Genomic DNA, 21,256 nt, shown 5'->3' on the forward strand with positions numbered 1-21,256 from the left:
GGTGTTAGCGCGGCAGCTTAGTTGCTCCAGCCGCCGTCAATAATCTGTACCGTGCCGGTGGTGTACGAGCTGGCGTCGGAGGCCAGATAGAGCGCCAGCTGGGCGATCTCTTCGGTGGTGCCGATGCGGCCCACCGGCTGACGCGCCACAAACGCCTGATAGACTTCATCGATGCTGCGCCCCTCGGCGGCGGCCTGCTCGGCAATGCGCTGGCGCAGCGACGGCGACTCCACGGTGCCCGGGCAGATGGCGTTGCAGCGGATGCCCTGTTTAACGTAGTCCGCGGCCACCGAGCGGGTCAGGCCAATCACCGCCGCTTTAGAGGCGCTGTAGGCAAAGCGGTTCGGCACCCCTTTCACGCTTGACGCCACTGACGACATATTGATAATCGACCCACGCTGGCGTTCCAGCATCGCCGGCAGGAAGGCGCGGATAGTGTGGAACATCGCGGTCACATTCAGATCGAGGGCAAACTGCCACTCCTGCTCGCTGCAGCTGAGAATATCGCCGCTGTGCACCACGCCGGCGCAGTTGAACAGCACGTCCAGCGTGCCGATCTCCCCGGCCAGCTGGCGAATGGCCGCGCTGTCGGTCACGTCCAGACGGCGGGCGGTGATCCCCGGCAGATCCAGATTGCCGATATTGATATCGGTGGCGATGACCTCCGCCCCGGCGGCGGCAAACACTTTGGCGCTGTTCAGGCCAATCCCCTGCCCGGCGGCGGTGATCAGTACTTTTTTACCCTGCAACTGCATAATGACTCCTGTACTTAAAGGACTAATGGTCAGGCCATTAAAGGTGAAAAAAAACGTTTTAAACCGAAACCGTATTGTTAAGATATGGCAATGAATGGTGGTTTAAAACGACTTTTAATTAACGTAGTTGTCACACGTGAAAAACAATTCGGCAAGGAGTTTTGCCGTTAAATGCTAGCTGAATCGCTTAAGCTAAAAAACAAGCTGGGGCCACATGCCAATAAAAAAATTAGAAAATCCAAGAATTTACCGTCAGATTGCCGATCAGCTTAAAAACCTGATAGACAGCGGTGAGTTCCCGCCGGGCAGCAAACTGCCCGCCGAACGCGACCTGGCCAGCCAGCTGCAGGTGAGCCGTGCCTCGGTGCGTGAGGCGCTGATCGCGCTGGAGGTGATTGGTCTGGTGGATGTGCGGGTGGGCAACGGGGTGATCGTCTGTGACACCGGCAGCAAGCGCGCTGCGCCGTCCGCCGAACCGGTGATGGCCCAGGCCGGGCGCAATCAGTGGGCGGACGTTGATGATGAACTGGATATCCAGCTGGACTTCAGCGCCGAACTGCCGCCCTTCTCGCTGTTACAGACCCGGCGGCTGATCGAGCCGGAGACCGCCGCGCTGGCCGCCCACCACGCCTCCGACGCAGAGCTGCGGCTGATCCGCGAGGCTTACCAGCAGAACTGCTTTGATAACCGCAATAACTCCGCCACCCACCCCGGCGACCGGCTGTTCCATATCCGTATCGCCCAGGCCAGCGGCAACCCGGCCTACGCCTTTATCATCGCCCACCTGCTCGGCCACCGCTACGGCACCATGTTCCGCAGCCTGCAGCAGCACTATACGCCGCAGGATATGCCGCACCGCTCGGAGATCGAGCACCTGGCGATCCTTAACGCGCTGGAAGCCCGCGACGCCCGCGCGGCCAAAAAGGCGATGAAAGAGCATCTGGATGCGGTGATTGCGATATTTGGGCGGGGATGAAAAAGAACATGCATAACTACACAAAACAATTGCATATAAACGCATTTATAAGGTGTAATGACAGCATGTAAACTCATAAACAGTCAATTCATTGTGATGCGTGTTTGGTTAGCGTAAGCGCCGAACATCACACGCGCCCCGGTAACACTGTTTCCTCTTTCTTAAAGGCAAAGGCTGTAATGACTCAAACCTATCGCGTGTTTATTGATGGTCAGGCGGGCACCACCGGCCTGCAGATCCAGCAGCGGCTGGCAAATCACCCGCAGATTGAGCTGCTCCAGATTGACGACGCCCAGCGTAAAGACGCCGCCGCCCGTCAGGCGCTGATGCAGCAGGCGGACGTCACTATTCTTTGCCTGCCGGACGAGGCGGCGAAAGAAGCGGTGGCGCTGGCCGATGCCGTTGGCGCACGTGTGCTGGACGCCAGCTCGGCGCACCGGGTGCAGGCGGGCTGGGTGTACGGCCTGCCGGAGCTGGACGCAGGACAGCGCGACCGCATCCGCAGCGCCAGCCACGTCTCGAATCCCGGCTGCTACGCCACCGGCGCGATTGCACTGCTGGCGCCATTAACCCGCGCCGGCCTGCTGGCGGCCGATCGCGAGCTGGCGATTAACGCGGTTTCGGGCTACAGCGGCGGCGGCAAGGCGATGATTGAGAAGTACCAGCAGGCGGGCACCGGTTACGCCGGTTACGGGCTGGGCTTTAACCATAAGCACCTGAAAGAGATTCAGGCGTGGAGCGGGCTGAGCAGCCGGCCGATCTTCCAGCCGGCGGTAGGCGACTACGCGCAGGGGATGCTGGTGTTTGTGCCGCTGAACAACAGCGACGGCGCGGCGCTGCACCAGGCGCTGACCGACTTCTATGCCGGGCAGTCGTTTATCAGCGTGCGTGAGCACAACAGCTACGATGAGGAAGCCGCCCCGTATCTGCTGCCGGAAGCGCTGAACAACACCAATCAGATGGAGCTGTTTGTGTTCAGCCACGCGGAACAGCGCCAGAGCATGCTGGTAGCGCGGCTGGATAACCTCGGTAAAGGGGCCTCCGGCGCGGCGGTGCAGAACCTGAATATTATGCTCGGCCTGGCAGAAGAGACCTGCGTTAATCTCTGATACCGCCGGCGGTGCGTAAACCGCTCCCGTTCAGGCCTGTGTGCACGGTAACGGCATGCAGGCTTTACGGGCGCGGGTTTCCCTCTTCAAGTCTGTAACGGACTTTTTCCCTTTTGGCTGGCCAGAAAAACGCCGTCTGCCTCACATTTCCCGGTCACTGGCCGATCTTTTCGTGATTCTGGTCTAAAGTTTTGCGCAGGGTCAAACACTTACAGACCACTCTGGTATGGACAAGGAGCACAGACGATGAAAAGTGTCGAAAAACGTCAGAGCCACAGCCGCATGTTCGCCCCGCTGCTGCTGGCCGGGCTGATGGCCGCCGCGGCCGCACAGGCGCAGGATAACCAGCGAATGCTGAGCAGTCATCCGCTGCCGCCTGACGTGCGTCTCGGGCCGCTGTTCCACGCGGTACAGTCGGCAAAACTCTTCCCGGATCAGAAAACCTTCGCTGACGCTGTACCGAAGAGCGATCCCTCGGCGATCCTCGCCGACTGGCAGATGCAGAAGTCACAGGGCAATTTCGATCTGAAACGCTTCGTTGCCACCAATTTTACCCTGCCGTCCGAGGGTGAGAAGTATGTGCCGCCCGCCGGGCAGAGCCTGCGTGAACATATCGACGGCCTGTGGCCGGTGCTGACCCGTTCCACCACCCGGGCCAGCGAGTTTGATTCGCTGCTGCCGCTGCCGAAGCCCTACGTGGTGCCGGGCGGCCGCTTCCGCGAAGTCTATTACTGGGACAGCTACTTCACCATGCTCGGGCTGGCAGAGAGCGGCCACTGGGATAAGGTGCAGGATATGGTGGATAACTTCGCCAGCGAGCTGGATAAGTACGGCCATATCCCCAACGGTAACCGCAGCTACTACCTGAGCCGTTCACAGCCGCCGTTCTTCAGCATGATGATCGACCTGCTGGCGCAGCACGGCGGCGATGCGGTATACGCGAAATACCTGCCGCAGCTGCAGAAAGAGTATGACTACTGGATGGCCGGGGCGGATACGCTGGCCAGCGGCAGCGCGAAAGAACGCGTGGTGAAGCTGAAAGACGGCAGCGTGCTTAACCGCTACTGGGACGACCGCGACGTGCCGCGCACCGAATCCTATATGGATGATATCGCCACCGCGGAAAAAGCCCACGGCCGCGATAAGAAAGAACTGTATCGCGATCTGCGCGCCGGGGCAGCCTCCGGCTGGGACTTCAGCTCGCGCTGGTTCGACAAGCCAGGCGATCTGTCCACTATCCATACCACGCGGATTATTCCGGTGGATCTTAACGCTCTGATTTACCATCTGGAAACCACCCTGGCGAAGGCCAGCGAAGTGGCGAAAAACGCGGACGCGGCCAAACGTTTCACCACGCTGGCCGAACAGCGTAAAACGGCGATCAACCGCACCCTGTGGGATGAGAAGCAGGGCTTCTACAGCGATTATGACTGGCAGAAAGGCAGCATTCGCCCGCAGCTCACCGCCGCAACGCTGTTCCCGCTCTGGCTGAAAATCGCCTCCGGTGACCAGGCCAGTCTCACCGCCAGCGCGGTACAGTCGCAGCTGCTGAAGGAAGGCGGCCTGCTGACCACCACCGTAAACAACGGCCAGCAGTGGGATGCCCCCAACGGCTGGGCGCCGCTGCAGTGGGTGGCCGTGGTGGGTCTGGATAACTACGGTAAGCCGGAACTGGCGAAACAGGTTGGCGTAAACTTCCTGCAGAACGTGCAGGCGACTTATGACAGGGAGCATAAGCTGGTTGAGAAATATGTCGTGGAAGGTAAAGGCCTTGGCGGCGGTGGCGGCGGAGAATATCCGCTGCAGGACGGCTTCGGCTGGACCAACGGCGTCACCCTGATGCTGATGGATCGCTACTGTCCGAAGGGGGTCACCTGTAATAACGTCGGCGATCTCACCCGCGCCGCGGCGCAGTCGGCAAAATAGACCCGTACTCCTGCGGGCAGCCTCTGTGCCCCGCAGGAGACCTCAGCCGTCGTCAGGCGCAGCATACTCACTCCAGTGGTTGCCCGGCGCTGCCCCCCTCTTCTGGTCCGCTATGGCGGCTTTGCATCTGCAATGCTTACCGTAACCGGGGTTACAGGCGTAAAAAAAGGGAGGCATCTCTGCCACCCTTCTGTTTAGACCGTCAGGTTACGCTGGCGTTTTAACTGCGCACCTTACGGTAGATCCACAGCACCACGATGGCACCGATCACCGCCACCACAAAGCTGCCGAAGTTGAAACCATCTACTTTACCGAAGCCAAACAAGGTACTGATCCAGCCGCCAACCACCGCACCGACAACACCCAGAATAACGGTAATAATAAAACCGCCGCCGTCTTTACCCGGCATAATCCACTTGGCGAGAATACCGGCGATCAGACCAAAGATGATCCAGGACAAAATACCCATTTACAGCTCCTTTACGTTCACAATAAGAAAGACCCACGTTCTGTGCTGAACAAAGTATAGGACACAGATTCTAACCTTGTGATTTCAGACACGAATTTTTGTGGAAATTTTTACTCCGTCAGGTAAAAAAAACGTAAAGATTCTGCTTTAATGGCCGATATACCACGCTGGGCTGAGTGCCCGTGGTCCGCTACTTATCGGAGTTGCAAGTGAAACAGGAAGACAAAGAACAATACCTGAAACGTGGACCACTGGCCGTGCTGGCAGTCCTGCGCGAACTGCTGGAAAACCAGACCCCGGTGATGATCAACCACACCCGCGGGCAGTTTATCACCCGCCTGCTGGCTGCCGATCGCGATCGGGTGGTGATGGATTACGGCAGCAACGACTACGACAACCAGCTGGCGCGCGAAGCACAGAATTTACACGTGACCGCAGAAACGCGCGGTGCCAAGGTGGAGTTCGCTCTGCCTGCGCTGCAGGCCGACGAGCTGGATGGGCTGCCGGCCTTCACCGCCGCGCTGCCGGAGGTGCTGTGGATGATCCAGCGCCGCGAGTTTTTCCGCGTTCATGCCCCGCTGACGCCGGTGTTCTACTGCTATGTTCCCTGGCCGGACGGCAGCGGTGAAGGCCGCCTGCGCCTGCAGGATCTGTCGCTGGGCGGCATCGGCGCGCTGGCCGAGGGTCCGTTACCGGAAACGCTGCAGGACGGCGACACCATTAAAAAGCTGCGGGTGGATATGGGCGAGTATGGCCGCTTTGAAATCGACACTCAGCTGGTCACTATCAGCCAGCGCAGCGTGATCGGCAGTAAAAATCAGACTATCGTCACCCCGCGCCTGAGCCTGCGTTTTGTGGCGCTGGAACCGGGCCAGGAGCGAGAGCTGCAGCAGGTGGTGTTTGCGCTGGAGCGGCTGGCCCGGGATAAAGCCAACCGCTTCCAGTAACGCAGAGGATCAGATGGTGCGGTAGGTGCTGTTCACCTTCCACAGATAGCGCGGTGCCTGCGCCGCCGGATGTTTATCCTGCACGTGGCGAGTGAACTCTTCCGGACTCATGGCGTTAATCATCGCAATGGCCCGGTCGCGGTCGCGTGAGAAGGTGCGCAGCAGCGCGCCGGCACCGTTAACGTAGGCCACGATGGTGGCATAGCGCAGCGTTTCCGGATTACGGATGCCTGCCAGCTGCTGCTGCTGCAGGATGCGCAAATAGGCGGTGCCGATATCGATATTTTTTACCGGGTCGCGCAGTTCAGACTTGCTCGGCTGGCCGCCCTTGCCCTGCGAACGGTACACTTCACGCCCGGCCGTCGAGGCTTTGATCTGCATCAGCCCCACCGCGTTCGATTTGCTGACCACCGTCGGGTTGCCGCCGGACTCCACCGCAATAATCGCATCCACCAGCTTCGGGTCAACGCCGTAGTTATGCGCCGTATGGCGGGTTACGCCGGACCACGGCTGCGTGGACTGTTTCGGCGGTGTGGTAATCAGCGGTGAAGAGGGCTGACTGACGATTCGTTTTGGGGTTTCGCTGGCGCAGCCCGCCAGCAGTAAGGCAGCGGCTATCGCTACCGTCTTCACGCTTGTTTTCACGCTTGTCTTATCCTCTGCGCTTTCGCTTCGCGCTACATATTACGGTATCGTAACGAACTGAGAATTACCGTAATTCTTAATTTATTGGCCGCCGTGAACGACTTAGCGTAAAGTTTTGTTTATCATCGCTCTGATTGGACATAACAGGCGAGAAATGATTCATTTCTGAGCGCGTGGATTTTCAGCAGCGCGCGGCGCGGCTGATTCTACCACAGGATATGTTCATCATTTATCGATCGCACAGCGGCGTCACGCGCGCCCCGCATGGAGAAAAGTAAGCATTATGGCAATCACTCCGCGCAACATCCATCTGATCGCCCCTTCCGGCTATTGCCACAATCAGCCGGCTGCCCGTCTTGGCGTCGCGCGGCTGCGCGGCTGGGGGCATCGGGTCGATAACACTGCGGTCATTGAGCGCCGCGACCGGCGCTTTGCCGGCGACGACGATACCCGGCTGGCGGATATCAACCGGCTGGCCAGCATGGCCGAACTCCCTGATATCGTACTTGCGGTACGCGGCGGCTACGGCGCCAGCCGCCTGCTCCCCCGGCTGAACTATGCCGCTCTCGGAGAACGACTGCGCGACGCGCCGCTGGCGCTTTGCGGCCACAGCGACTTCACCGCCATCCAGCTCGCGCTGCTGGCACAGTGCGGGGTAAAAAGCTTTAGCGGGCCGATGCTGGCCGCCAACTTTGGGCCGGAAACCCTTAATGACTTTACGCTTGCGTGCTTCTGGCAGGCGCTGAGCAGCGAAAGCTTCACCCTCGACTGGCAGACCAGCGAGGCGGCAGGGGAGGTTAACGCCAGCGGCACCGTGTGGGGCGGAAACCTGGCGATGATCGCCTCGCTGGTCGGTACGCCGTATCTGCCCGCGATTGATGGCGGGATTCTGGTGATCGAAGACATTAATGAGCACCCGTTCCGCACCGAACGTATGCTGCTGCAGCTGCTGCGCAGCGGCGTGCTGGCGCGGCAACAGGCGATCATCACCGGCAGTTTCACCGGTGCGACGCTGAGTGATTATGACGGCGGCTACGATTTCCCTGACGTCTGGCAGCTGATCCGCGATCTGACCGGCCTGCCGGTGGTCAGCGGGCTGGCCTTTGGGCATGCCGCCGATACGGTGACGCTGCCGCTGGGCGCGCACGGCAGGCTGGCCGTTAGCGACGGCCACGCCGCACTGACCCTGTCGGACTATCCGCAGCTGCGTTAGTGACAATTTTTATCGTTACGCGCCGCAAAACCATGCCACGACTGATAAATCCTGTTGAACCCCCCGACGGATACCTGTATTTTTATACAGATAAAAATCGTAAGGAGCAGAGATGTTTGTTGAACTGATTTATGACAAGCGCAACGTTGCCGGGCTGGCCAACGCCGGGGAGTTGATTCGCAACGAACTGGAAAAACGCGTGCAGCGCGTGTTTCCGGAAATGGAGGTCAAAGTCAAAGCGATGCAGGCGAACGGCGTCAAAACCGACGTCAGTAAAAGCGACAAAGCCGTGCTGATGCGGATTATTGAAGAGATGTTTGACGAGGCCGATCAGTGGCTGGTGTCGGAGTCTTACTGATTGCCGCAGAGCGGCATAACAAAATTTGCACAAATTTACACAGGGATGCGACGCTTTTGAGTTGCATTACCTGAGATAAGTCTTATTATTATTTCTAATCGATTTCCCTGGTGTTGGCCCGCAGCAAAGCTCTTAGCGGGCTTTTTTTTTGTCCTGAAAACCTGCTGTTCTTATCTGTCATTTTCCCGCCCCATGCCCTTACATCAAGAAATTAGCGCATTGAACCCGCCGGAAATGGTTTTTTTTCAACGTAATGTAGCGCATTACATTCAGAGGTGAATGTATTAAGTCTATTAATATTTTGAGGAAATCCACCTGATGCTGATTAACTGCGAATCGTCTCGCGAATTTTGATCCTGCGCATTGCACCGGCTGCCGGCAGGAGCCAACATGGCGATGTTAGTCACTTTCAATAAGAAGAACAGACAAAATGAATGCTGCCATACTCTGCACCCTGCTGCTGGCAGGTGGACCACTTATGGGGTTTCTGGTGATTATCGGAGCCTGTCTATCCGGTATGCTGCTGGAACGGCTTTGTCACCGGCACCCGGCGTCAACCTGAGGGCAAACTGTGCGGCATCTGACATAATGACGTACTCACGTGCTCACGTGCTTACGTCATGTTTTTTTGTCGTTCGGTCGTTCGGTCTTTCGGTCTTTCGGTCTTTCGGTCTTTCGGTCTTTCGGTCTTTCGGTCTTTCGGTCGTCAGTATTGCGTTGCCCAACGGGTAAAGGCAACGCAATGGCGGCCAGCCAGGGGACCGGGTCGGCCGCCGGGCGTTTAACGCTGGGTCAGATCGAAGTGGCCGTTACCCAGCATCGGGTCCCACTCCTGATCGGTCAGATCGTCAAAGGTGCTGCTGAACTTATCCCAGTGATTCTCTTTAAGGTAGCCCTGTACCGCCTGCGGCAGCTTGTCGAACACCAGCTCATCCTGAATGGCAAACAGGCTGTCGGCCAGCGTCAGCGAACGGATCTCGTATAGCGTCCAGCCATACTTTTTCAGTAACAGATGGTGCAGCGCATCCCTCCCTCTCAGCGCAGAATAAAGAGACGCATTTTTAGTGCGGTATTCGTCCAGCAGACAGTCGAGGGAGAACAGCAGGAAGGCGCGGTTGTGAATTTTTATCCGGTCATCCGGCTCAACATCCTCGGCGTTAGTCAGGCCGCGAACTTTCGCAATCCGGTCTTTGATTTCCTGGAACAGATCGCCTAAACGTTGTGTCATATAACCCCCTTGATGACCAGACGATAATGCCAGGCTGAGATCCATGCCTGGGAGAACTGCCAGCGGGATTTTTGCGCCCCGCTTGTTAACAGTTTACATCAGAATGTTAAATTGTGTGGTGTTAACAGCAGATAACTGTCTGATGTCGGTATTATTTTCTGTCCGGGATCACAGAGCGTACACTTACGGCTGGCGACCCCCGCATCCGCTACGCGCCTGGTGGGCAGGTGGGCATTAAGAGCCATATGGGGCAGACGCTAAGCCAGGTTTGCCGCTTCCGTGCCGTTGCTGTCGATCACCACCGACGGGCGCAGGTAAATGGTGTTCTTTTTATTATCCAGCGCGTTGCCGTGATAGTTCCTTTCCTGGAACAGCGTGGTGCCGTCGCTTGCCTGCGCATTGACTTCAAACCAGAACGGGCCGCTCTGTTTGCTGAGCTGCACGGCACCGCCGGAGCTGCTGCGGCCGCGCCCCTCTTTCATCATATAAATGTAGCCGTAGCCGTCGTTATAGAGGTTATTGGCAGTGTTACCCGAGTACTCAATCAGCGTATCCTGATTCAGCGGGAACATATCATAGGCTTCATAGCGGCCCACTTTGAATTTCCAGTCCTGCTCTCTGCCAAAGAAGAACGCGGCATCATCGAGGTTCATTGAGCCGGTCAGGTCGGCCAGCGGCTGCACGGTAAAACCGGCAAAGTTGCGGTTTTCCATCAGCCGGTAGCCGTCCAGGCCAATCAGGATGCGCCCGTTTACGTCCCAGCGCTCCGCATCACCGGCTTTCCAGTCTTTACCGGCGCTGGTACGCAGCGAAGTTAACTGCCCGGTGCGGCTGGCGGCATCGACGTTAAATTCAACGTCACCGTATAATTTAAGGCTGCCCTCCGGTGTATCAAAGGTGATCCCCGCCACGGCCGGAACGCTGAACAGGGTTAATACACAGAGGTAATTTCTGATATTCATGTTAACTCCATTATTATTTTAGATTAACTACATACCCACAGATATCCCGCTTAACCCGTTTATTCGGGTTAAGCCTGTAAAAAATAGTTCTCCGAGCGCAGAATAAAATCGTTATGGCTGTCTGACTGACTTAATTTATCAATCACGTCATCATCCAGAATATTGGTCAGGTAATCATAGATCAGCATACTGTCGGCAAACGCATCCCCGCTGATGGCCAGCATAAAGACCAGCCTGACAACTTTGCCCTCATCCCATTCGATGCCCTGCGGGAATATCGCCACCGCCACCACCGTACTGAGCGCCACCAGCCCCATCGGATGGGGGATGGCAATTTTATCATCCAGCAGCGTCGAGGCGCGCGCCTCACGCTCCATTACCGAATCCGCGTAGCTGGCATCCACCCGGCCACTGCTCTGCAGCTGCCCGGCCATCATGGCAATCAGCGCGGCTTTGTCGTAGTCCGCATCGCGAATGATGGTGAAATGTGCCGCCGGGAACCAGTTGCTCATCGCCTCCGGCGACGGTCTGGCCACGGACAGCAGCGGCTTAATGCTCTCCAGCTGGCCGCGATCGGGCAGCGGTGACAGGCTGATGGTTCGCGGGTGCTTCTCTTCCACTTTCGCCAGCGTTAGCACCAGGTCCTCCTCCACCTGCGCCAGCTGCTGATAGCGGGCCACAGAGAGGCAGCGATTAATCAGAATGTTCGGGTACATACGGATAATCTTCTGGCACACCAGCCGGGTGGCGGCGTCTCCCTGATCGCTGACCAGCAGCGCGGTGACCGGGTGCTGCGCGTCCCTCGACTGCGTCTCCTCCAGAATGGCCCCGATATGCATCACCAGATAACCGATCTCGTCGTCGCTGATCGGCCCGCTGAACCACAGATCCAGCTCGCTGAACGCCGCCAGCGTCATTTCATAAATCAGCGGGTAGTGGCGTTTAATCTGTTCAATCAGCGGATTGATAATGGTTATGCCGAAATTCACCCGAATACGCATCGCGGTAATGTGTCTGAGCAGGTTTTCCCGCGACAGATCGTCATAGTTCAGCTCACAAAACCAGGCGCTGCTGATGTAGCTGAGAAAATGATTCATCACCGCCTGTTCGGCCACGTACAGGCAGGCGTTGCCGACGGTAAAACCGCCGTACAGTCCGCCCAGCGGCGGCATAATCGGGTAGGCTTTCAGCAGCGCCACCGTCATCGCACCCAGCGCACCGGCCAGCACGTTAAGCGGGATTCAACGCGCCGGATTTTTCAGGGTGAAGGGGATCGCCCCTTCCGAGATGCCGAGAATGCCCATAATCACCGAGCCGTTGCCCGCCTCTTTCAGCGTCTGGCTGAAGTTGCCGGGGCGCAGGAAGCGCGCCGCCGCGTAACCTAGCGGGGGAATAATGATCGCCACGTTGACGAGGATCGCCGGCATATAGACGCCGCTGAGGAACAGCACATTGCCGGTGCCCCACGCGGCCTTATTGACCGGGCCGCCGAGGTCAAAGCAGATCATGCCGCCCAGCACCACCGCCAGCAGCACCGTGCTGGTGCCGTCTTCGGTCATCTGCTGCACCCAGGCCATCAGCGAGGTGTTCAGCCAGCTTAAGACGTCGCCCAGCAGCAGCAGCATTACCAGCACCTGCAGCCCGACGGTGATAAACGGCAGAATAATCAGCGGCACCGAGGTGGCCGCAGACCCGGTGATCTGCACTTTGCGTGAAACCCACTCAGAGGAGTAACCGGCCAGCAGCCCACCCAGCGCCGCGCCGAGAAAACCGGAGCCGGTCAGCGAGGCGATCAGCCCGGCGGTAAAACCGGCGGCCAGCCCTTTTTTCCCGGCGATGGAGTAGGCCACGTAGGCACCCAGCACGTAGTTCATCAGGCCGATGATTTTAAAACCGGTCTCCTGGGTCAGGTGCAGCCAGTGGCTCAACCCGTCCTGTTCGGCAAAGGCATTGAGATCGGCGGCACCGAAGGCCAGGCCGATAATTTTCGCCACCGCCACCATCAGCGAACCGGCAATAATGACCGGCAGGGCGAAGGAGATCCCGGTCATCAGATGGTTCTTGATATCGACCATTATTTTTTTCATTGCGGCACCTGATTTATGATTGCTGACGGGCGGCAACCGCCGTCACGCATTTGGCGATCACCTCGGCCGCATGGCCGACGCACTGGCCGATTTTCACCCGGATAATCACTTTCCCGGCGAAGCGCTCCTCCTCTTCAATGGAGCGGTCGGCGGCGATAAGCACAAAATCGGCTGCGGCCACCTCCTGCGGGGTAATTTTATTCAGGATGCCCATCGCCCCCTGCTGCTCTATTTTGATCTGATGCCCCAGTTTGCTGCCCTCTTTCTCCAGCGATTTTGCCGCCATCGGCGTATGCGCCAGTCCGGCAATACAGGAAGTCACTCCGACAATATTCATGCGTCTTCCTCAATGGCAATGCGTGATTTCATAAATTCGAACAGCGCGTTTTCGCTTTCTGCAATGAACAGAAACTGCCGAAAATCATCCTCAACGATCTGGCTGGCCAGGCTGTTAATGATCTGCAGATGTAAAACCTTCGCCCCGGATTCCGGCACCAGTAAGCCGAAGATAATTTGTACCGGCTGGTCATCGAGGCTTTCCCACTCAATCGGCTGCGCCAGGCGAATAAAGATCACCCCGGCCTGGCTGACGTTGGCGGTTTTGGCGTGGGGAATGGCGATCTGATTTTCAAACCCGGTGGAGTACTGCTGCTCGCGCTGCCACAGGTCGGCCTCAATCGCGGCGGCGCTTTCCGCCCAGCCCTGCGCCACCGCATGGCCCGCCAGAAAGCGAAATATCTCCTGCTTACTGGTGAAGGCCTGGTTCAGAAAAATGTTCTCTCGTGCAATTAACATAAGGCGGCATCCCTTTGCGCGTGTCGGTTATTGTGAAGTCGAATCTCAGTCTAAACCGGCTGACGGCGGGGTACAGACAGCGGGTTTCCAGCCGAAGGTGGAAATGGCTTATTGATCGGGGGGCAAACAGTGAGGTAATTCAAATAATGTGGACGTTTTGTGATAGCGGCCGGGTTTTCAATCCACCCTTACCGCTGATTTTTAATATAAAAACTGTGAAGCGGAGGGATTTTTAGTGATGCCCACAGGGCTTTTATTCGCCATTGCAGGCAGGGAGCGTACGCCGATCCCTGTGCATCAGGGCTTCAGAGCGTCAGAATATGGCAACACACGCGGTACAGGCGGCACAGGGATAGTACAGCGACGATTGACAAAGCGGCAGCGTTTGACAAAATGCCCCTCCTTTATCGGTCACTCATTTAACGGCCACGTCGATACGACGCGGGCCCTCAGGTAAAACGCATATCGCGACTATGAACACTATCCCCGTTACCCAGCTTGCGGATACGCCCGCCGTCACCTGTTCCACCTGCGCCGCCTGCTGCTGCCAGCTGGAGGTGATGCTGATCACCGATACCGGGGTGCCGAAACGGTTTATCGATTACGATGACTGGGACAGTGAAGTGATGCTGCGGCTGGACGATGGCTGGTGTGCGGCGCTGGACCGCAACACCATGATGTGCACCATTTACGAAAACCGCCCGCTGATCTGCCGGGAATTCGAAATGGGTGCCGACGAGTGCATCACCGAACGCCAGGGGATGGCGACGGTGTATCGCTGAAGCCGCTTACAACCGGCGCTTGCGTCAGGCTGCACAACAGATAACCGGTACGGCATAAAATCTCCGCCCGCCGGGCGAGAATAAACGGTCTATTGGTTTCACCGTGGCCGAATACCGGGTAATAGTAGACGGGATAACTCACCCGCACGGCAAAATCCTTAATCACCTGACGATACAGCTGCTTCTCGCTTTCAGCTGCACCCATCGCATAGAACTGACCAAAAATCACCGCCTTTGGATGGAAGTTTTTGCTGTACGTCAGCTGATGCAGCGTTCTGTCCAGTTTTTTGGCGGTGACGTTGGTATCCTCCAGCAATATGATTTTATTGGTGAAGAAGCATTCAGACTGGCAAAAGTTCTGGCTTCCGACATATCGCCGTCAGTAGTGGAACGAGGAAAATATGCATTAGCCGACTTAGAAAGGCGTAAGTAATTCCGTTACCACTAACCTGCCTCATGTTGATTTATATGCGCTATAAATGGGGAAGCAATTGGGAATTCTCGTTCCTCGTAACTGGCCGACTAGAAAAATAATAAATCAGGCAGCCAGGTGCCAAAGACGGAGTTTCCAGTCCATCATTCTTAAAACAGAATTTTGGAAATTTTGTGACCGTATATGCTGTTTACTTATGAAATCCGAGAGCTGTCTTTTTCATCGGAAGGTATTCAATCAATTGGAAACAATCGTCTTTAATTCCAGAATGGTTCCGTTTCCCAACCCTGGGGGAAACCGGTATCGGCCATGTGCCGCGGGGCTGCGTGCAAAAAGGCGCTGTACTTCCCCCTTCAGCTCGATCCCCGTTAAACCAAGCGACCTGATCATTTTGTGCATCACACAGATGGTCAGATAAGGTCGATACTGGTGTGTAGTAGTTATGCTCAACTCACCGGCTATCTGACTCGGCGCAGCAAGTTTGGCATTCCACAGGCGGCTATGATGTGCGCACCTGTTTCTGACGTCTCGCAGACGTTGAACCCAGTTTGTCAGCGCCTTAAAGTCATTCGCACCAAACTCTTTCGCCAGATTATCCAGTATTAAATTATCAGGTGTAGCCAGTTTTTTGAAATATGAAAAATCAATATTCTCAAATATCCTGAATAAGCTGCCAATGGTAATTAATTCGCTGGCTATCCAGAAGGGAGGAAGATCCGAAAACTGATTATGGATGTTGTTATGGTACTTGCTGCGGTAATTTCTTGCGTATAACTCTTTTTCGTAACTGAAGTCTGTCTGTATTTTTACGCGTACACCGTCAATTTTCCCGGAACCTTGTTTTGTGAAAAAATAGGTGTCATCCAGATACCAGAATGGATTGTTTGAGTGGGATGATAAAGCATGATCGAGTCTGCTTCTCAGCTTAACTTCCAGCCGCGCAATCACGCCAAACAGTAACACCCGGAGCTTTTCGTCGAACCTGTATAGCTCCAGACCGTATTCAAAATATTCACCCTGCCTGTATTTTTTACCGCCAGGGCTGGCCGGATCTAACAGGGGATGAAGGTAGATTTTGAAATGGTAATAGCTAATCTGACTCAGCGTCATTTCTGCTTCAGCTTCATCAAGAAATTGAAGCTGTTTACGCTTCAGGTCTTTAACCAAATCGGCAGGTGTTCGATAGGGCTTGTTGTAAAGGGTTGTCGGCATAGCGGTATCATCCCTGAAAAAGCAAAAAAAAAGCCCACTAACTTCCCCGAGGGGTCGTTGCAGGCATCATTAAGACCTATAGTATTCTTTCTGCGTAATGCGTCAATAGTTTTATCACTTAAAAATGTCCTTTTTGCATACAGGTCAGAACGGTTTATCTGCCCAGTACCGTACCACTCACACCGTACCTTCACTTCGCTGTATCAGGGTGACTTTGCGATCCATAGCCGCGCATTGCCAACACTCCGGAATTCAATCCTGGCAGCGCACCCAATCCCCAAAGTGAGTCTCCTCTTTCCATGTACGGCAACTCATGCCAACCGAAAGGCTGGCACGTAAAAGAGGCTAAAGGGGGGTGACGGCTCCCACTTCATGCTGGAAAACATACGGGTCGGAGAGCAGCTCGAACTCTTCATCGTCCGGGTAGGTCACCGCCACATGATAGTTTTCTCCGGCAAAGGCTTTCACCGACTGCAGATCCTGCCAGTAAGTCGCCAGGAAGAAATGCTCCCAGCCGCCCTGGGTTTCCCTGCGGACATATGCACCTTTGTTGCCGGGGATGCTTTCTGAATGTTTTACCCCTGTCTTTTCCAGGTGTCTGGCAAAACCTTCAGCATGTTTAAGCGGAACACATCCGTGCCAGGTCCTTACAATCATTAGCTTTTCCTCTCTTTGTGGCAAAGAGTTAACCCTATCACTATGAGGACCATTTGTGTATTTTTTGCAGTACTGTCCCCTGCCCGCACGAGCTCCAGCCCGCTCACGCCCTCGAAATCCCCGCCACGGGGCAGCGACTCCCCACTGATTTGGATCACAGAGACTGTTTAGCATGAAGGCTGTTGAGGGATCACCGCAGATTTAAAAGCAGATTGCGGATTTGGGCTGACTCAGGTTTTATTTAATTCGCTCACTAACCTGCCAGGAGTTATTCAATAAAGTTGTGAAGGGTAAAAATGACCAGCAGCCCCCCTCCGCAGGTGTTGACGTATTTTTTTAACCGGGATGGATTGCTCCTTTTTGCTGAAAAAATCAGGGTGTAGCTGATAACGATAAGCCAGACGCTCATAACCAGCACGTGCACGGAGGCTAAGGTCAGGTAATTGCCAACGCCACCCTGCTTACCGGCAAACTGGGAGACAACGGTCAGATAGAAAATGATGGCTTTAGGATTCAGAACGTTGGCAAGCCACGCCTCTTTTACCGTAACTGCAGACAGGCTTTTTTTGAGTTGAGTGGGCCTGGCATCCAGGCCACTACGGATGAGCATCATCCCTAACCAAAGAAGATAGAGGGTTCCCGCAATTTTCAGAAAACCATAGACCGCCGGAGACGAGACAATCACGGCAGTTATGCCGAGTCCGATCAACAGCGCATGGGTGTAGATACCCAATGCTGTGCCGGCAAGGGTTCTGCAAAGTCCGCTGCGTCCACCGGCCAGTGCGCTGCTCATAACAAGCGTGAAGCTTGCGCCGGGAGAGAGTGCAACGGGCAATAGTGCTGGAATAAAGCCGGTCAGATTGATGTCCATATGCTCCATTTAGCCCGTTCTGGGGAAGAGTTTTGCGGTAAGTTTTTTCAGGCAAAAAAACGGGGGCCACCAGGGCCCCCGCTTTCACAATCATTCACTCACAGTGTTACATGTGAGAAATCATTGCATCGCCAAACTCTGAAGATTTCAGCAGCTTAGCGCCGTCCATCAGACGTTCGAAGTCGTAGGTCACGGTCTTGGCAGCGATCGCGCCTTCCATGCCTTTGATGATCAGGTCTGCGGCTTCGAACCAGCCCAGGTGACGCAGCATCATTTCAGCGGACAGGATCACGGAACCTGGGTTCACTTTATCCTGGCCCGCGTACTTAGGTGCGGTACCGTGGGTGGCTTCGAACAGCGCGCACTCGTCACCGATGTTGGCGCCAGGAGCGATACCGATACCGCCAACCTGTGCAGCCAGGGCGTCAGAGATGTAGTCGCCGTTCAGGTTCATACAGGCGATCACGTCGTACTCGGCCGGACGCAGCAGGATCTGCTGCAGGAAGGCGTCGGCGATCACGTCTTTAATCACGATCTCTTTGCCGTTGTTCGGGTTCTTGATTTTCACCCACGGGCCGCCGTCGATCAGCTCGCCGCCGAACTCCTGACGCGCCAGTTCATAGCCCCAGTCCTTGAAGGCACCTTCGGTGAACTTCATGATGTTGCCTTTGTGAACCAGGGTCACTGAGTCACGGTCGTTGGTGATCGCATATTCGATCGCCGCACGTACCAGGCGCTTGGTGCCTTCTTCTGAACACGGCTTAACGCCGATACCGCACTGCTCAGGGAAGCGAATTTTCTTCACGCCCATCTCTTCGCGCAGGAACTTGATCACTTTCTCGGCTTCCGGCGTACCCGCTTTCCACTCGATACCGGCATAGATGTCTTCGGCGTTTTCGCGGAAGATCACCATATCGGTATCCTGTGGGCGTTTTACCGGGCTTGGGGTGCCGGTGTAGTAACGCACCGGACGCAGGCAGATGTAGAGGTCTAACTGCTGGCGCAGGGCCACGTTCAGGGAGCGAATACCGCCGCCGACCGGGGTGGTCAGTGGGCCTTTGATGGCCACGCGATACTCTTTAATCAGTTCGAGGGTCTCTTCCGGCAGCCAGACGTCCTGACCGTACAGCTCTACGGATTTCTCACCGGTGTAAATTTCCATCCAGGAGATTTTACGCTCACCGTTGTAAGCTTTCTTCACGGCGGCGTCGACAACTTTGATCATCACCGGGGAAACGTCTACCCCAATGCCATCACCTTCAATAAACGGGATGATTGGATTGTTAGGTACGTTCAGTTTTCCCTGATCCAGGGTGATTTTCTGACCTTCCGCCGGAACAACTACTTTGCTTTCCATCAACCTCTCCTTCGAGCGCTTTTTTGTTAATGACTTGTAAGATGCGCGTCAATACTACTCGAATATTGACTCTGCGCCAATCCTCTGAAGATTGAGGTATAATGCGCCTATTGTTCTCAAGTGCAAAGACCATGCGAAAAACTTCTGTTGCTAATCACCGCGTTAAACGCTCCAGCCCGCCACAGCGCCGCCCGGCTGCCCCCAAAGGGCCCCGCTGCGTGGTGCTGTTTAACAAACCCTTTGATGTGCTGCCGCAGTTCAGCGACGAAGCCGGGCGGCGCACGCTGAAGGATTATGTTCCGCAGCCGGGGATCTATGCCGCCGGGCGGCTGGATCGCGACAGCGAAGGGCTGATGGTGCTGACCAACGACGGCGCGCTGCAGGCGCAGCTGACCCAGCCCGGTAAGCGCACCGGCAAAATTTATTATGTGCAGGTGGAGGGCGAGCCGGCGGAGAGCGATCTGCAGGCGCTGCGCAGCGGCGTGGTGCTGAACGATGGCCCTACCCTGCCCGCCGGCGTGGAGCTGGTGGCCGAACCGGCGTGGCTGTGGCCGCGCAATCCGCCGATCCGTGAGCGGAAGGCGATTCCCACCTGCTGGCTAAAAATCACGTTGTCTGAGGGGCGTAACCGCCAGGTGCGGCGAATGACCGCCCATATCGGTTTCCCGACCCTGCGCCTGATTCGCTTCTCAATGGGCGCGCTGCAGTTACAGGGGCTGGCACCCGGCGAGTGGCGCGATATTACCGACCAAATTTAACGCTGACCGCCCCCTGGCGCGCAGCAACCGGAGCCTGAAATGTTTAAACCCCACGTTACCGTCGCCACCGTCGTACAGGCCGAAGGCCAGTTCCTGGTGGTGGAAGAGCGGGTGCGCGGCCGCGCCACGCTGAACCAGCCCGCCGGGCATCTGGAGGCCAACGAAACGCTGTTACAGGCCGCCGTGCGTGAGCTGTCGGAAGAGACCGGCATTGATGCCGTTCCGCAGGCCTTTCTGGCGATGCATCAGTGGATCGCGCCGGATAATACGCCGTTCCTGCGTTTCCTGTTCAGCCTGGATCTCCTGGCGATGGTCGAGACCTACCCACAGGATAAAGATATCGACCGCTGCTGGTGGCTGCCGCCGGAGGAGATCCTCACCTCGAAGAAGCTGCGATCGCCACTGGTGGCGGAAAGCCTGCGTATTTACCAGCAGGGAACCCGTCATCCGCTGGCCCTGCTCAGCGCCTTTCAGTGGCCGTTTAGCGAGGATGCGCGCGCCAGCAACGCATGATAGAATATGCCGCAATTTTATCAGAGCCGCCTTTAACGGCTCCTTAAAACCTCAGGTTGGGTATTAAATGTCGAACAGTATGAACAGCCAGAAAAAAGTGATCGTCGGGATGTCCGGCGGCGTGGACTCCTCCGTTTCTGCCTGGCTGCTGATGCAGCAGGGTTATCAGGTCGAAGGCCTGTTTATGAAAAACTGGGAGGAGGACGATGGCGAAGAGTACTGCACGGCAGCCACCGACCTGGCTGACGCACAGGCGGTGTGTGACAGGTTAGGGATCCATCTGCACACCATCAACTTCGCCGCCGAATACTGGGACAACGTCTTCGAGCACTTCCTTGAAGAGTACAAGGCCGGACGCACGCCTAACCCGGATATCCTGTGCAATAAAGAGATCAAATTTAAAGCCTTCCTGGAGTTTGCAGCCGAAGACCTTGGCGCGGACTATATCGCCACCGGCCACTACGTGCGCCGCCATGACGTTGACGGAAAAAGTCAGCTGCTGCGCGGGCTGGACGGCAATAAAGACCAGAGTTACTTCCTCTACACGCTGGGCAGCGACCAGATCGCGCAGAGCCTGTTCCCGGTCGGCGATCTGCCGAAGCCGGAAGTGCGCCGCATTGCAGAACAGCTGGAGCTGGTCACCGCAAAGAAAAAAGACTCCACCGGCATCTGTTTCATCGGCGAGCGCAAGTTCACCGAGTTCCTGCGTCGCTATCTGCCCGCGCAGCCCGGCCCGATTGTCTCCGTAGCCGGTGATACCGTCGGTCAGCACCAGGGGCTGATGTACCACACCCTCGGCCAGCGCAAAGGCTTAGGCATTGGCGGCACCAAAGATCACGGCGAGGAGCCGTGGTACGTGGTGGATAAAGACGTGGCGAACAACGTGCTGGTGGTGGCTCAGGGCCACGATCACCCGCGCCTGATGTCGGTCGGCCTTGTTGCCCAGCAGCTGCACTGGGTGGATCGCACGCCGCTTACCGCCCCGCTGCGCTGCGTGGTGAAAACCCGCTATCGTCAGGAAGATATCCCCTGCACCGTCACGCCGCTGGACGATGAGCGCATTGAGGTGCGTTTTGATTTGCCGGTGGCTGCGGTGACGCCGGGCCAGTCCGCGGTGTTTTATCTGGATGACGTCTGCCTCGGCGGCGGTATTATTGAACAGCGTCTGCCGCTGGTTACTGCATAAAGCCGGGCCTCCCGCAC

23 protein-coding genes and 1 pseudogene are annotated in these 21,256 nt (G+C 56.5%); 10 read left to right on the top strand and 14 right to left on the bottom strand.

The window, feature by feature from the left end; translation table 11 throughout:
• Positions 1 to 17 precede the first annotated feature (17 nt).
• Positions 18 to 755: an SDR family oxidoreductase gene (locus ASF13_RS03905; protein WP_056232821.1), complete on the bottom strand. Its 738-nt coding sequence runs from the start codon at positions 753 to 755 to the stop codon at positions 18 to 20.
• Positions 756 to 969: 214 nt separating this feature from the next.
• Here ASF13_RS03905 and ASF13_RS03910 point away from each other — a divergent pair, with 214 nt between their 5' ends.
• The 3 genes from ASF13_RS03910 (at position 970) to treA (ending at position 4,766) form a co-directional block, all read left to right on the top strand.
• On the top strand, positions 970 to 1,731 hold the full coding sequence (locus ASF13_RS03910; protein ID WP_056232823.1) for a FadR/GntR family transcriptional regulator: 762 nt from the start codon (positions 970 to 972) through the stop codon (positions 1,729 to 1,731).
• 179 nt (positions 1,732 to 1,910) lie between these two features.
• Entirely contained in the window at positions 1,911 to 2,840 is a 930-nt protein-coding gene (gene argC / locus ASF13_RS03915) for an N-acetyl-gamma-glutamyl-phosphate reductase (protein WP_056232825.1), read from the top strand.
• Positions 2,841 to 3,086: 246 nt separating this feature from the next.
• Positions 3,087 to 4,766, top strand: a complete 1,680-nt coding sequence (gene treA / locus ASF13_RS03920) for an alpha,alpha-trehalase TreA (protein ID WP_056232827.1) — start codon at positions 3,087 to 3,089, stop codon at positions 4,764 to 4,766.
• 220 nt (positions 4,767 to 4,986) lie between these two features.
• On the opposite strand, the gene ASF13_RS03925 is transcribed toward treA, so the two are convergent.
• Positions 4,987 to 5,235, bottom strand: a complete 249-nt coding sequence (locus ASF13_RS03925) for a GlsB/YeaQ/YmgE family stress response membrane protein (protein ID WP_056232829.1) — start codon at positions 5,233 to 5,235, stop codon at positions 4,987 to 4,989.
• A 209-nt stretch (positions 5,236 to 5,444) separates the two neighbouring features.
• Here ASF13_RS03925 and ASF13_RS03930 point away from each other — a divergent pair, with 209 nt between their 5' ends.
• Positions 5,445 to 6,182, top strand: coding sequence for a flagellar brake protein (locus tag ASF13_RS03930; protein ID WP_056232831.1), 738 nt, complete (start codon positions 5,445 to 5,447; stop codon positions 6,180 to 6,182).
• Positions 6,183 to 6,191: 9 nt separating this feature from the next.
• On the opposite strand, the gene emtA is transcribed toward ASF13_RS03930, so the two are convergent.
• Positions 6,192 to 6,827, bottom strand: a complete 636-nt coding sequence (emtA, locus tag ASF13_RS03935) for a membrane-bound lytic murein transglycosylase EmtA (RefSeq protein ID WP_233209014.1) — start codon at positions 6,825 to 6,827, stop codon at positions 6,192 to 6,194.
• Between the two features lie 283 nt (positions 6,828 to 7,110).
• Here emtA and ldcA point away from each other — a divergent pair, with 283 nt between their 5' ends.
• Both ldcA and ASF13_RS03945 read left to right on the top strand, forming a co-directional pair.
• Entirely contained in the window at positions 7,111 to 8,040 is a 930-nt protein-coding gene (gene ldcA, locus ASF13_RS03940; protein ID WP_056232833.1) for a muramoyltetrapeptide carboxypeptidase, read from the top strand.
• Positions 8,041 to 8,152: 112 nt separating this feature from the next.
• On the top strand, positions 8,153 to 8,398 hold the full coding sequence (locus ASF13_RS03945) for a DinI-like family protein (RefSeq protein WP_056232835.1): 246 nt from the start codon (positions 8,153 to 8,155) through the stop codon (positions 8,396 to 8,398).
• 781 nt (positions 8,399 to 9,179) lie between these two features.
• On the opposite strand, the gene ASF13_RS03950 is transcribed toward ASF13_RS03945, so the two are convergent.
• From ASF13_RS03950 to ASF13_RS03970, 6 genes and pseudogenes are all read right to left on the bottom strand, one after another.
• A complete protein-coding gene (locus ASF13_RS03950; RefSeq protein WP_056232837.1) occupies positions 9,180 to 9,626 on the bottom strand; it encodes a hypothetical protein in 447 nt (148 codons plus the stop codon).
• Positions 9,627 to 9,919: 293 nt separating this feature from the next.
• Positions 9,920 to 10,588: pseudogene (locus tag ASF13_RS03955) on the bottom strand (carbohydrate porin); the annotation flags it as partial.
• Between the two features lie 68 nt (positions 10,589 to 10,656).
• Positions 10,657 to 11,817 carry a PTS sugar transporter subunit IIA gene (locus tag ASF13_RS23970; protein ID WP_233209015.1) on the bottom strand — a complete coding sequence of 387 codons (1,161 nt, stop codon included), beginning with the start codon at positions 11,815 to 11,817 and terminating at the stop codon, positions 10,657 to 10,659.
• Positions 11,818 to 11,829: 12 nt separating this feature from the next.
• Positions 11,830 to 12,675 (bottom strand): PTS fructose transporter subunit IIC, encoded by an 846-nt coding sequence (locus ASF13_RS24630; RefSeq protein ID WP_162237178.1) that lies wholly within the window; start codon positions 12,673 to 12,675, stop codon positions 11,830 to 11,832.
• Between the two features lie 13 nt (positions 12,676 to 12,688).
• Positions 12,689 to 13,012, bottom strand: a complete 324-nt coding sequence (locus ASF13_RS03965) for a PTS fructose transporter subunit IIB (RefSeq protein WP_056232838.1) — start codon at positions 13,010 to 13,012, stop codon at positions 12,689 to 12,691.
• A complete protein-coding gene (locus ASF13_RS03970) occupies positions 13,009 to 13,470 on the bottom strand; it encodes a PTS sugar transporter subunit IIA (RefSeq protein WP_056232840.1) in 462 nt (153 codons plus the stop codon). Before ASF13_RS03970 ends, ASF13_RS03965 begins: the two co-directional genes overlap by 4 nt.
• A gap of 473 nt (positions 13,471 to 13,943) precedes the next feature.
• Here ASF13_RS03970 and ASF13_RS03975 point away from each other — a divergent pair, with 473 nt between their 5' ends.
• Positions 13,944 to 14,252, top strand: a complete 309-nt coding sequence (locus ASF13_RS03975) for a YkgJ family cysteine cluster protein (RefSeq protein WP_056232842.1) — start codon at positions 13,944 to 13,946, stop codon at positions 14,250 to 14,252.
• On the opposite strand, the gene ASF13_RS03980 is transcribed toward ASF13_RS03975, so the two are convergent.
• From ASF13_RS03980 to icd, 5 genes are all read right to left on the bottom strand, one after another.
• Positions 14,215 to 14,568 (bottom strand): hypothetical protein, encoded by a 354-nt coding sequence (locus ASF13_RS03980; protein WP_056232844.1) that lies wholly within the window; start codon positions 14,566 to 14,568, stop codon positions 14,215 to 14,217. The genes ASF13_RS03975 and ASF13_RS03980 overlap by 38 nt on opposite strands.
• A 354-nt stretch (positions 14,569 to 14,922) precedes the next feature.
• Complete coding sequence (locus ASF13_RS03985) at positions 14,923 to 15,897, bottom strand: Abi family protein (protein ID WP_235514944.1); 975 nt, start codon at positions 15,895 to 15,897, stop codon at positions 14,923 to 14,925.
• 345 nt (positions 15,898 to 16,242) lie between these two features.
• Positions 16,243 to 16,554 (bottom strand): hypothetical protein, encoded by a 312-nt coding sequence (locus tag ASF13_RS03990; RefSeq protein WP_056232846.1) that lies wholly within the window; start codon positions 16,552 to 16,554, stop codon positions 16,243 to 16,245.
• Between the two features lie 268 nt (positions 16,555 to 16,822).
• Positions 16,823 to 17,425 carry a LysE family translocator gene (locus ASF13_RS03995; RefSeq protein WP_056233451.1) on the bottom strand — a complete coding sequence of 201 codons (603 nt, stop codon included), beginning with the start codon at positions 17,423 to 17,425 and terminating at the stop codon, positions 16,823 to 16,825.
• Between the two features lie 106 nt (positions 17,426 to 17,531).
• Positions 17,532 to 18,782, bottom strand: a complete 1,251-nt coding sequence (gene icd, locus ASF13_RS04000) for an NADP-dependent isocitrate dehydrogenase (protein ID WP_056232847.1) — start codon at positions 18,780 to 18,782, stop codon at positions 17,532 to 17,534.
• 101 nt (positions 18,783 to 18,883) lie between these two features.
• On the opposite strand from icd, the gene rluE reads away from it, so the two are divergent.
• The 3 genes from rluE (at position 18,884) to mnmA (ending at position 21,239) form a co-directional block, all read left to right on the top strand.
• Positions 18,884 to 19,540 (top strand): 23S rRNA pseudouridine(2457) synthase RluE, encoded by a 657-nt coding sequence (rluE, locus tag ASF13_RS04005; RefSeq protein ID WP_056232849.1) that lies wholly within the window; start codon positions 18,884 to 18,886, stop codon positions 19,538 to 19,540.
• 39 nt (positions 19,541 to 19,579) lie between these two features.
• On the top strand, positions 19,580 to 20,053 hold the full coding sequence (locus tag ASF13_RS04010) for an NUDIX domain-containing protein (RefSeq protein WP_056232851.1): 474 nt from the start codon (positions 19,580 to 19,582) through the stop codon (positions 20,051 to 20,053).
• A gap of 67 nt (positions 20,054 to 20,120) precedes the next feature.
• Positions 20,121 to 21,239: a tRNA 2-thiouridine(34) synthase MnmA gene (mnmA, locus tag ASF13_RS04015; RefSeq protein WP_056232852.1), complete on the top strand. Its 1,119-nt coding sequence runs from the start codon at positions 20,121 to 20,123 to the stop codon at positions 21,237 to 21,239.
• Positions 21,240 to 21,256 lie beyond the last annotated feature (17 nt).

The sequence above is a fragment of the Erwinia sp. Leaf53 genome, assembly GCF_001422605.1.
Lineage (GTDB): Bacteria > Pseudomonadota > Gammaproteobacteria > Enterobacterales > Enterobacteriaceae > Erwinia.

What these genes read in the sequence shown, in the direction of transcription:
- ASF13_RS03905 (WP_056232821.1), bottom strand. Translation starts at nt 755, where the DNA reads ATGCAGTTGCAGGGTAAAAAAGTACTGATCACCGCCGCCGGGCAGGGG.
- ASF13_RS03910 (WP_056232823.1), top strand. Translation starts at nt 970, where the DNA reads ATGCCAATAAAAAAATTAGAAAATCCAAGAATTTACCGTCAGATTGCC.
- argC (WP_056232825.1), top strand. Translation starts at nt 1,911, where the DNA reads ATGACTCAAACCTATCGCGTGTTTATTGATGGTCAGGCGGGCACCACC.
- treA (WP_056232827.1), top strand. Translation starts at nt 3,087, where the DNA reads ATGAAAAGTGTCGAAAAACGTCAGAGCCACAGCCGCATGTTCGCCCCG.
- ASF13_RS03925 (WP_056232829.1), bottom strand. Translation starts at nt 5,235, where the DNA reads ATGGGTATTTTGTCCTGGATCATCTTTGGTCTGATCGCCGGTATTCTC.
- ldcA (WP_056232833.1), top strand. Translation starts at nt 7,111, where the DNA reads ATGGCAATCACTCCGCGCAACATCCATCTGATCGCCCCTTCCGGCTAT.
- ASF13_RS03945 (WP_056232835.1), top strand. Translation starts at nt 8,153, where the DNA reads ATGTTTGTTGAACTGATTTATGACAAGCGCAACGTTGCCGGGCTGGCC.
- ASF13_RS03950 (WP_056232837.1), bottom strand. Translation starts at nt 9,626, where the DNA reads ATGACACAACGTTTAGGCGATCTGTTCCAGGAAATCAAAGACCGGATT.
- ASF13_RS24630 (WP_162237178.1), bottom strand. Translation starts at nt 12,675, where the DNA reads ATGAAAAAAATAATGGTCGATATCAAGAACCATCTGATGACCGGGATC.
- ASF13_RS03965 (WP_056232838.1), bottom strand. Translation starts at nt 13,012, where the DNA reads ATGAATATTGTCGGAGTGACTTCCTGTATTGCCGGACTGGCGCATACG.
- ASF13_RS03970 (WP_056232840.1), bottom strand. Translation starts at nt 13,470, where the DNA reads ATGTTAATTGCACGAGAGAACATTTTTCTGAACCAGGCCTTCACCAGT.
- ASF13_RS03975 (WP_056232842.1), top strand. Translation starts at nt 13,944, where the DNA reads ATGAACACTATCCCCGTTACCCAGCTTGCGGATACGCCCGCCGTCACC.
- ASF13_RS03985 (WP_235514944.1), bottom strand. Translation starts at nt 15,897, where the DNA reads ATGCCGACAACCCTTTACAACAAGCCCTATCGAACACCTGCCGATTTG.
- ASF13_RS03990 (WP_056232846.1), bottom strand. Translation starts at nt 16,554, where the DNA reads ATGATTGTAAGGACCTGGCACGGATGTGTTCCGCTTAAACATGCTGAA.
- ASF13_RS03995 (WP_056233451.1), bottom strand. Translation starts at nt 17,425, where the DNA reads ATGGACATCAATCTGACCGGCTTTATTCCAGCACTATTGCCCGTTGCA.
- icd (WP_056232847.1), bottom strand. Translation starts at nt 18,782, where the DNA reads ATGGAAAGCAAAGTAGTTGTTCCGGCGGAAGGTCAGAAAATCACCCTG.
- rluE (WP_056232849.1), top strand. Translation starts at nt 18,884, where the DNA reads ATGCGCCTATTGTTCTCAAGTGCAAAGACCATGCGAAAAACTTCTGTT.
- ASF13_RS04010 (WP_056232851.1), top strand. Translation starts at nt 19,580, where the DNA reads ATGTTTAAACCCCACGTTACCGTCGCCACCGTCGTACAGGCCGAAGGC.
- mnmA (WP_056232852.1), top strand. Translation starts at nt 20,121, where the DNA reads ATGTCGAACAGTATGAACAGCCAGAAAAAAGTGATCGTCGGGATGTCC.